At 72.0% G+C, this 7,351-nt stretch carries 6 protein-coding genes; 5 read left to right on the forward strand and 1 reads right to left on the reverse strand.

Annotated elements, in window-relative coordinates:
* The first annotated feature begins 290 nt into the window (after positions 1-290).
* The 5 genes from BN423_RS04950 (at position 291) to BN423_RS04970 (ending at position 6,731) form a co-directional block, all read left to right on the forward strand.
* Positions 291-1,163 carry a methylenetetrahydrofolate reductase gene (locus BN423_RS04950; RefSeq protein ID WP_019239159.1) on the forward strand — a complete coding sequence of 291 codons (873 nt, stop codon included), beginning with the start codon at positions 291-293 and terminating at the stop codon, positions 1,161-1,163.
* Positions 1,160-1,981, forward strand: coding sequence for a vitamin B12 dependent-methionine synthase activation domain-containing protein (locus BN423_RS04955; RefSeq protein ID WP_019239160.1), 822 nt, complete (start codon positions 1,160-1,162; stop codon positions 1,979-1,981). The genes BN423_RS04950 and BN423_RS04955 overlap by 4 nt, the downstream gene beginning before the upstream one ends.
* A gap of 39 nt (positions 1,982-2,020) precedes the next feature.
* Positions 2,021-4,474 carry a homocysteine S-methyltransferase family protein gene (locus BN423_RS04960; RefSeq protein WP_019239161.1) on the forward strand — a complete coding sequence of 818 codons (2,454 nt, stop codon included), beginning with the start codon at positions 2,021-2,023 and terminating at the stop codon, positions 4,472-4,474.
* A gap of 152 nt (positions 4,475-4,626) precedes the next feature.
* Positions 4,627-5,991, forward strand: coding sequence for a PFL family protein (locus BN423_RS04965; protein ID WP_019239162.1), 1,365 nt, complete (start codon positions 4,627-4,629; stop codon positions 5,989-5,991).
* Between the two features lie 278 nt (positions 5,992-6,269).
* Positions 6,270-6,731: a hypothetical protein gene (locus BN423_RS04970; protein WP_019239163.1), complete on the forward strand. Its 462-nt coding sequence runs from the start codon at positions 6,270-6,272 to the stop codon at positions 6,729-6,731.
* 12 nt (positions 6,732-6,743) lie between these two features.
* On the opposite strand, the gene BN423_RS04975 is transcribed toward BN423_RS04970, so the two are convergent.
* On the reverse strand, positions 6,744-7,351 hold a 608-nt coding region (locus tag BN423_RS04975), incomplete at its 5' end, for a hypothetical protein (protein WP_157196234.1).

Here is a 7,351-nt window from a genome sequence, read left to right on the forward strand (position 1 = left end):
AGGTTGCGGGCGCGGCGGGCGACGAGGCCGCGCCGCAGCCGCCGGTCTTCGCCTGCGGGGACGGCAAGACGGGCTCGTCGCTCGTGGTCTCGGCCATCGCCGACGCCCTCGCCTGCGCAGAGGAGGTCGCCCGCGCGCTCGACCTGTGACGGCAAACGGCGGCGGGCGCGGCATGGCGCGACGCAGGCATGGCGCATCGCGAGACGCCCGCGTGCCGGCTCCGCCGCCACAGGAACCGCGCGTGTGGTACGCTTTCGCGTTATGCCCACCCCGCGGCAAGGAGGTACCCCATGCGCATCGATGACATCTTCGCGCAGGCGAAGGAAGCCGGGCGCACGCCCGTCTCGTTCGAGATGTTCCCGCCCAAGGGCGAGCTCACGCTCGACCGCGCCCGCGAGGCGGCGGGAGCCCTGAGCGCGCTCAGCCCCGACTTCATCAGCGTGACGTGCTCGGCGGGCGGCGGCGGCAACTTCGGCCAGACGGCCGCCATCGCGCACATGATCGAGGACGAGTTCGGCGTGAGCTCCGTGGCGCACCTCACCTGCATGTCGCTCACGCGCGAGCAGCTCGCAGCGCGCGTGGAGGAGTACCGCGCCGCCGGCGTGCACAACGTGCTCGCCCTGCGCGGCGACCGCCCCACGCCCGAGAGCCCCGCCTTCGGCGCGCCGAGCGACTACGCCTATGCCGCGCAGATCATCCCCACCCTCGTGGAGGCCGGCTTCTGCGTGGGCGGCGCGGCCTATCCCGAGGGCCACATCGAGTGCGAGGACCTCGCCACGAGCGTGCGGCACCTCAAGCTCAAGCAGGACGCCGGGGCGAGCTTCTTCGTGACGCAGCTCTTCTTCGATAACGAGGTGTGCTACCGCTTCCTCGACCTGGCCGAGCAGGCCGGCATCACGATCCCCATCACCTGCGGCATCATGCCGTTCATGAGCCGCGCGCAGATCAGCCGCATGGTCTTCATGTGCGGCGCGTCGCTCCCCTCGCCCGTCATCAAGCTCCTCGCGAAGTACGAGGACGACCCCGAGAGCCTCGTCAAGGCGGGCATCGACTACGCGTGCCGCCAGCTCGTCGACCTGCGCGACCACGGCGTCGACGGCCTGCACGTCTACACCATGAACCGCCCGTCCGTCGCCCGCGCCGCCATGGAGGCGCTCTCGTGAGCGAGCGCTCCGCGGATCCGGGCGCCCTTCAGGCGGACGCGCGCGCGGGCGGCACCGGGGCGCTCCCCCTGGGCACCCCGCGCCCCTGGAGCCCACCCGCGGCCGCACTCCATGTCCCCCGCACCGAGATGCTGCGCTACCTGGGGCATACCGGGCAGAAGATCGAGGACGGGCTCGCCGCGCGCATCGATGCGGCCGCAGCGGATGCCGAGCGCGTGTCCGCGCCGCGCGGGGTGCGCGCCGCCTTCGCCGTCGACGCGACGGGTGCGGATGCCGCGGGGAACCCCTGCATACGCCTCACGGGGACCACGGTCGAGCTCACAGGGCGCGACATCTACCGGCACCTCAAGGACGCCGAGGCGGCCGTCGTGCTCGCGGTAACGCTCGGCATGGAGAGCGAGCGGCGCCTGAGGCTCCTCGGCACCCTGCAGCCGCTCGATGCCGCGCTCTTCGACGCCGCCTGCTCGGCGCTCGTGGAGGAAGCGGCAGAGGCGCTCGACCGCGCGGCGAAGCAGGAGGCGGCGCGCTGCGGCCTCACGGGCAACTGGCGCTTCTCCTGCGGCTACGGCGACTTGCCGCTCGAGGCGCAGGGCTCGCTGCTCGACGCGCTCGACGCCCGCCGCGCGCTCGGCATCACGCTCACGCCCTCGAACCTCATGATCCCCGCCAAGAGCGTTACCGCCGTCTTCGGGCTCTTCCGCGCGGACGCCCTGGGCAACGCCCCCGTCCCCGCCGCCGACGCCGTGCGGAGCTGCCGGGGCTGCGCCCGTGCCGACGGCTGTGCCTTCCGCGCCCGCGGCACCCGCTGCTATAGGTAAAATTACCCCAGGGGTATTTTTACATCTGAAAGGTGAGCCATGTTCAAGCCACGTACACTCGATGCGCTGCGCATCGCCGACGACGACCTGCGCGCGGTGCTCGAAGGGCGCCGTCGCCTGCTCTTCGACGGCGGCATGGGCACCATGCTCCAGGCGGCGGGCCTCGCCGCCGGGGCGCGCCCCGAGCTCATCACCCTCTCGGACCCCGAGGCCATCACGCGCATCCACGCCGCCTACGTCGAGGCGGGCGCCGAGGTGATCACGACGAACACCTTCGGCGCGAACCGCCTCAAGCTCGGCGACGCCGCGACGGTCGACGAAGTCTTTACCGCGGCCGTCGCTGCAGCGCGGGCGGCCGGCGCCCGCTATGTCGCCGGCGACATCGGCCCCACGGGCGCGCTCATGCGCCCGCTCGGCACGCTCTCCTTCGACGAGGCCTACGAGCTCTTCGCCGAGGAGGCGCGCGCCGCCGCGCGGGCGGGGGCGGACCTCATCATCATCGAGACCATGACCGACCTCGCCGAGATCCGCGCCGCCGTGATCGCCGCGCAGGAGAGCTGCGACCTGCCCATCTTCGCCACCATGACCTTCGAGCCGGACGGCCGCACGTTCCTCGGCACCTCGCCCGAGATCGCCGCCCGCACGCTCGAGGCGCTCGGCGTCGAGGCCCTCGGCATCAACTGCTCGCTCGGCCCGGCGCAGATCCGCCCCTTCGCCGAGCGCATGCTCGCCGTGACGGACGTGCCCGTCATCGTGCAGGCGAACGCCGGCCTCCCCCGCTCCGAGGAGGGGCGCACCGTCTACGACATCGCGCCCGAGGCCTACGCCGAAGCCGTCTCCGGCATGCTCGCCGACGGCGTCGCCATCGTCGGCGGCTGCTGCGGCACGACGCCCGACTACATCCGCCTGCTCGCGCGCGCGATGGAAGCGCGCGGGCGCGCGCTGGAGCCGCGCCGCTGCCCCCGCCCCTTCGTCGCGGCGAGCGCCCAGCAAGCCGCCGTGCTCGACGGCCGCTCCATCGCGGTCGTGGGCGAGCGCATCAACCCCACGGGCAAGAAGCGCCTCCAGCAGGCGCTGCGCGAAGGCGACCTCGCGCACGTCATCGGCCTCGGCATCCAGCAGCAGGAGCAGGGTGCCGACATCCTCGACGTGAACGTCGGCCTGCCCGGCATCGACGAGCGCACGACCATGCTCCGCGTGGTCGAGGAGCTCCAGGCGTCCACCGTGCTGCCCCTGCAGATCGACTCGAGCGATGCCGAGGCCGTCGAGGCGGCGGCGCGGCGCTACGCGGGCATCCCGATCATCAACTCGGTGAACGGCACGCAGGAGAGCATGGACGCCGTGCTGCCCATCGCCGCGCGCTACGGCTGCGACATCGTCGCGCTCACCCTCGACGAGCACGGCATTCCCGAGACCGCCGAAGAGCGCGTCGCCATCGCCGAGCGCATCGTGCGCGCGGCTGCGGGCTACGGCATCGGCCCGCACCGCATCCTCGTCGACTGCCTCGTGATGACCGCCTCCACGAACCAGCGGCAGGCGCTCGGCATCCTCCGCGCCGTGTCGGCGTGCCGCGAGCGCCTGGGCGTGCACTGCGCGCTCGGGGTGTCGAACATCAGCTTCGGCCTGCCCGCGCGCGGCCTCCTGAACGCCACCTTCCTCGCGGCCGCCTTAGGCGCCGGGCTCGACGCGCCCATCATCAACCCCGCCTCCGAGCGCATCATGGACGTGGTGCGGAGCTTCAGGGTGCTCAACGCCGAGGACGAGGGCTCTGCCGCGTTCATCGACCGCTATGCCGGCGCGCCCGACCCCTATACCGCGACGGGCGCGCACGTCGCGGGTGCCCCCGCCGAGGGCGCGCGGCAGACGGACGCCGAGCGCGGGACGATCGAGCACCTCATCCTCACGGGGCGCAAGGGCGACATGCCCGCCGCCACGCGCGCGGCGCTCGAGCAGCTGGAGCCCATGGAGGTCATCTCCCGGCACTTCATCCCCGCCCTCGACGAGGCGGGCGAGCTCTTCGACGCCGGGAAGCTCTTCCTGCCGCAGCTCATGGCCGCCGCCGAGGCGGCGCGCGCCGGCTTCGACGTCATCCGCGAACGCATGCCCGCGAGCGCCGAGGCGCGCGGGCGCGGCATCTGCCTCGCCACGGTGAAGGGCGACATCCACGACATCGGCAAGAACATCGTGCGCATGCTCCTCGAGAACTACGGCTTCACGGTGCACGACCTCGGCCGCGACGTCGCGCCCGAGGCCGTGCTCGCCGCCGTGCGCGAACACGGGGTGCAACTCGTCGGGCTTTCCGCGCTCATGACCACGACCGTGCCCGCCATGGCCGAGACGATCGAGCTTTTGCACCGCGAGGCGCCCAGCGTGCGCGTCATCGTGGGCGGCGCCGTGCTCACGCCCGACTACGCCCGCCAGATCGGCGCGGACTTCTACGCCAAGGACGCCGCGGCCGCCGCGCGCATCTGCCAGGAGGAGCTGGGCGAGTAGACCGGGCGCACGGGCGAGGTCACCGCGCGCTGCACCCCGGCGCGCTGGGGTGCCGGGGCGCCATGTTAAGGGCATGCGGAGAACGCGCCCCGGCGGCGCGGCGCCCCGCCCGCCACGGTAGAATGATGGGAACCCGGCAGATAGGAGCATGTATGGCCATCACGCCCGCAGAGATCGCCGAGACCCGCGGCATGGTGCTCGAGCAGCACCTTGACATCCGCACCATCACCATGGGCATCTCGCTCATGAGCTGCGCCGACGAGAGCCTCGAGCGCATGTGCACCAAGGTGTACGACCACGTGACCAGAACCGCAGAGCACCTCGTGGAGACCGCGGAGGGCCTCGAGCGCGAGTACGGCATCCCCATCGTGAACAAGCGCGTCTCGGTGACGCCCGTGGCGCAGATCGCCGCCGCCTGCCCGGACGAGGACCTGACGCCCCTCGCCCACGCACTCGACCGCGCGGCCGAGACGCTCGGCATCGACTACCTGGGCGGGTTCTCCGCGCTCGTGCAGAAGGGCATCGGGAACGCCGACGCCCGCCTCATCCGCAGCATCCCCGCCGCACTCGCCCAGACGAGCCGCGTGTGCTCGAGCCTGAACGTGGCGAGCCTGCGCGCCGGCATCAACATGGACGCGGTGCTCATGGCCGCGCAGGTCATCCGCGACGCCGCCGAGCTCACCGCGGACGCGGACTCCGTGGGCGCCTCGAAGTTCGTGGTCTTCTCGAACATGGTCGAGGACTCGCCGTTCATGGCCGGTGCCGTGCACGGCAGCGGCGAGGCGGACGCCGTCATCAACGTGGGCGTCTCCGGCCCCGGCGTCATGGCCGCGGCGCTCGAGGAGCTCCCCGAGTCCGCGAGCATGATGGAGGTGGCCGAGAAGATCAAGCAGACCGCCTTCAAGATCACGCGCGCCGGCGAGCTCATGAGCCGCGAGGCCGCGCGGCGCCTGGGCGTGGAGAAGGGCATCGTCGACCTCTCGCTCGCCCCCACCCCCGCCGTGGGCGATTCCGTGGCGCGCATCCTCGAGATCATCGGCGTGGGCACGTGCGGCGGCCCGGGCACCACCTGCGCGCTCGCCCTCCTGAACGACGCGGTGAAGAAGGGCGGCGTCATGGCCACCTCGAGCGTGGGCGGGCTCTCCGGCGCGTTCATCCCCGTCTCCGAGGACGCGGGCATGATCGAGGCGGTGGAGGCCGGCGCCCTCTCGCTCGAGAAGCTCGAGGCCATGACCTGCGTGTGCTCCGTGGGCCTCGACATGATCGCCATCCCCGGCGACACCCCCGTCGAGACCATCGCGGGCATCATCGCCGACGAGATGGCCATCGGCGTCATCAACAACAAGACCACCGCCGTGCGCATCATCCCCGCCATCGGCAAGGGCGTGGGCGACGCGGTCGAGTACGGCGGGCTCTTCGGGCGCGCCCCCATCATGCCCGTGAACGCGCACGCCGGCACCGTCCTCGCCCACCGCGGCGGCCGCTTCCCCGCCCCCCTCAACTCGCTCAAGAACTAGCCCTGGGCGGGGGCGGGGGCATGTCCTCCGTGCTCAAACAGTCCTCGCTGCGCTGCGGAACTGCGCGCGGAGGACATGCCCCCGCCCCCGCACACACCTCTTCCTTTGTTCTTGAAGCGCCGAGAACGCATCGCCCGGCGCGATGGAGTAACCAGGAACCATCACATGGCTCGGGGTCCGCGGGGATGATCTCCGCGCGCAGTTCCGCAGCGCAGCGAGGACTGTCTGAGCACGGAGATCATCCCCGCGGACCCCGAGCCCCGAGAGGAGCCCCTGAGATGAAAGCATTCACGCGCGCCCTGGCGGGCATCACGTGCGGTCTTGCGATCGTGCTCGGCATCTTCTCCCTCGCCTGGACGTTCGCGCTCGAGGGCACGCCGCTCGAGGACGCCATCGGCGTCGGGCTCACGAACGCCGCGCTCGATGCCTCCGGCGTGAAGGGGCGCATGGAGGATGCGCTCCGCTCGAGCACGGGCGCCATCGCCGAAGCGACCGGCATGTCGGAAGACCAGGTGAACGCCGCCATCGACCAGCTCGACATCTCGTCGTGGAGCGCCATAGCGCTGCCTGCCGACGCGACCGCCACCGGTTCCTTCACGACGAGCTACCAGGGCGCGGAGGCCACCGTCACCACGTACGCCGACCCGTCCTACATCACCGTCGACGCCTACGGCCAGACCATCACGCTCAGCGTGCCCGAGAGCGCGCAGCAATACGTCTCACTTCTCGGCTACCTCTAACGCCCGCCGAGCCTACGCCCCGGCATCGGGGAGGGCGAGCGTGTAGTCCCGGCCGTCGGCCATCGTGAGCACGAGGTCGGAGCCGTCGAGCGCGAGGTCGACCACATTCCCCGAACCCTCATAGAAATCGCCGGGCAGCGAGCCGTCGCCGTAGAGGTAGCTCTGCACAAGGCAGCCGTCGGCGCTGTTGGAGACGATGTAGAGCACGCCGTCGTGCAGGGCAAACCCCACGGGCGTGCCGGGGATCTCGAAGAGCGCTGCCACCGCGGCGTCCTCGGTGCCCTGTCGGCGCGCGAAGGCGTAGCCGTCGCCGTCGGAGATGATGAGGTACGTGCTACTGCCGTCGGCGATCTCCTCGCCGGCATCGAAGCGAGCCACACCGTCAGGAGCGGCCGCCTCCCCGGCCGATGCCCTCGCGGCCGCCCCGCCACCGGTCGCGCCGTCGTCGAGCAGGGCGGCGACGAGGGCCCGGCCGCCCACGAAAAGCACCGCCGCGGCGAGCGCGCAGCCGATGAGGACAGATAGGATGGTGAGGGCGCGCCGCCCGCGCCCGTCTCGCGCGACCGGGGAAGCCGCCCCGTCGCGGCCTGCGCGCAGCCCCGTGCTCGCCACTCCCGCCT

Origin of the sequence: Enorma timonensis (assembly GCF_000321165.1) — a bacterium.
Taxonomy (GTDB): Bacteria; Actinomycetota; Coriobacteriia; order Coriobacteriales; family Coriobacteriaceae; genus Enorma.

Bases quoted from the DNA above. Each gene is read 5' to 3' on its own strand.
- BN423_RS04950 (WP_019239159.1), top strand. From the start codon at position 291: ATGCGCATCGATGACATCTTCGCGCAGGCGAAGGAAGCCGGGCGCACG.
- BN423_RS04970 (WP_019239163.1), top strand. From the start codon at position 6,270: ATGAAAGCATTCACGCGCGCCCTGGCGGGCATCACGTGCGGTCTTGCG.
- BN423_RS04960 (WP_019239161.1), top strand. From the start codon at position 2,021: ATGTTCAAGCCACGTACACTCGATGCGCTGCGCATCGCCGACGACGAC.
- BN423_RS04965 (WP_019239162.1), top strand. From the start codon at position 4,627: ATGGCCATCACGCCCGCAGAGATCGCCGAGACCCGCGGCATGGTGCTC.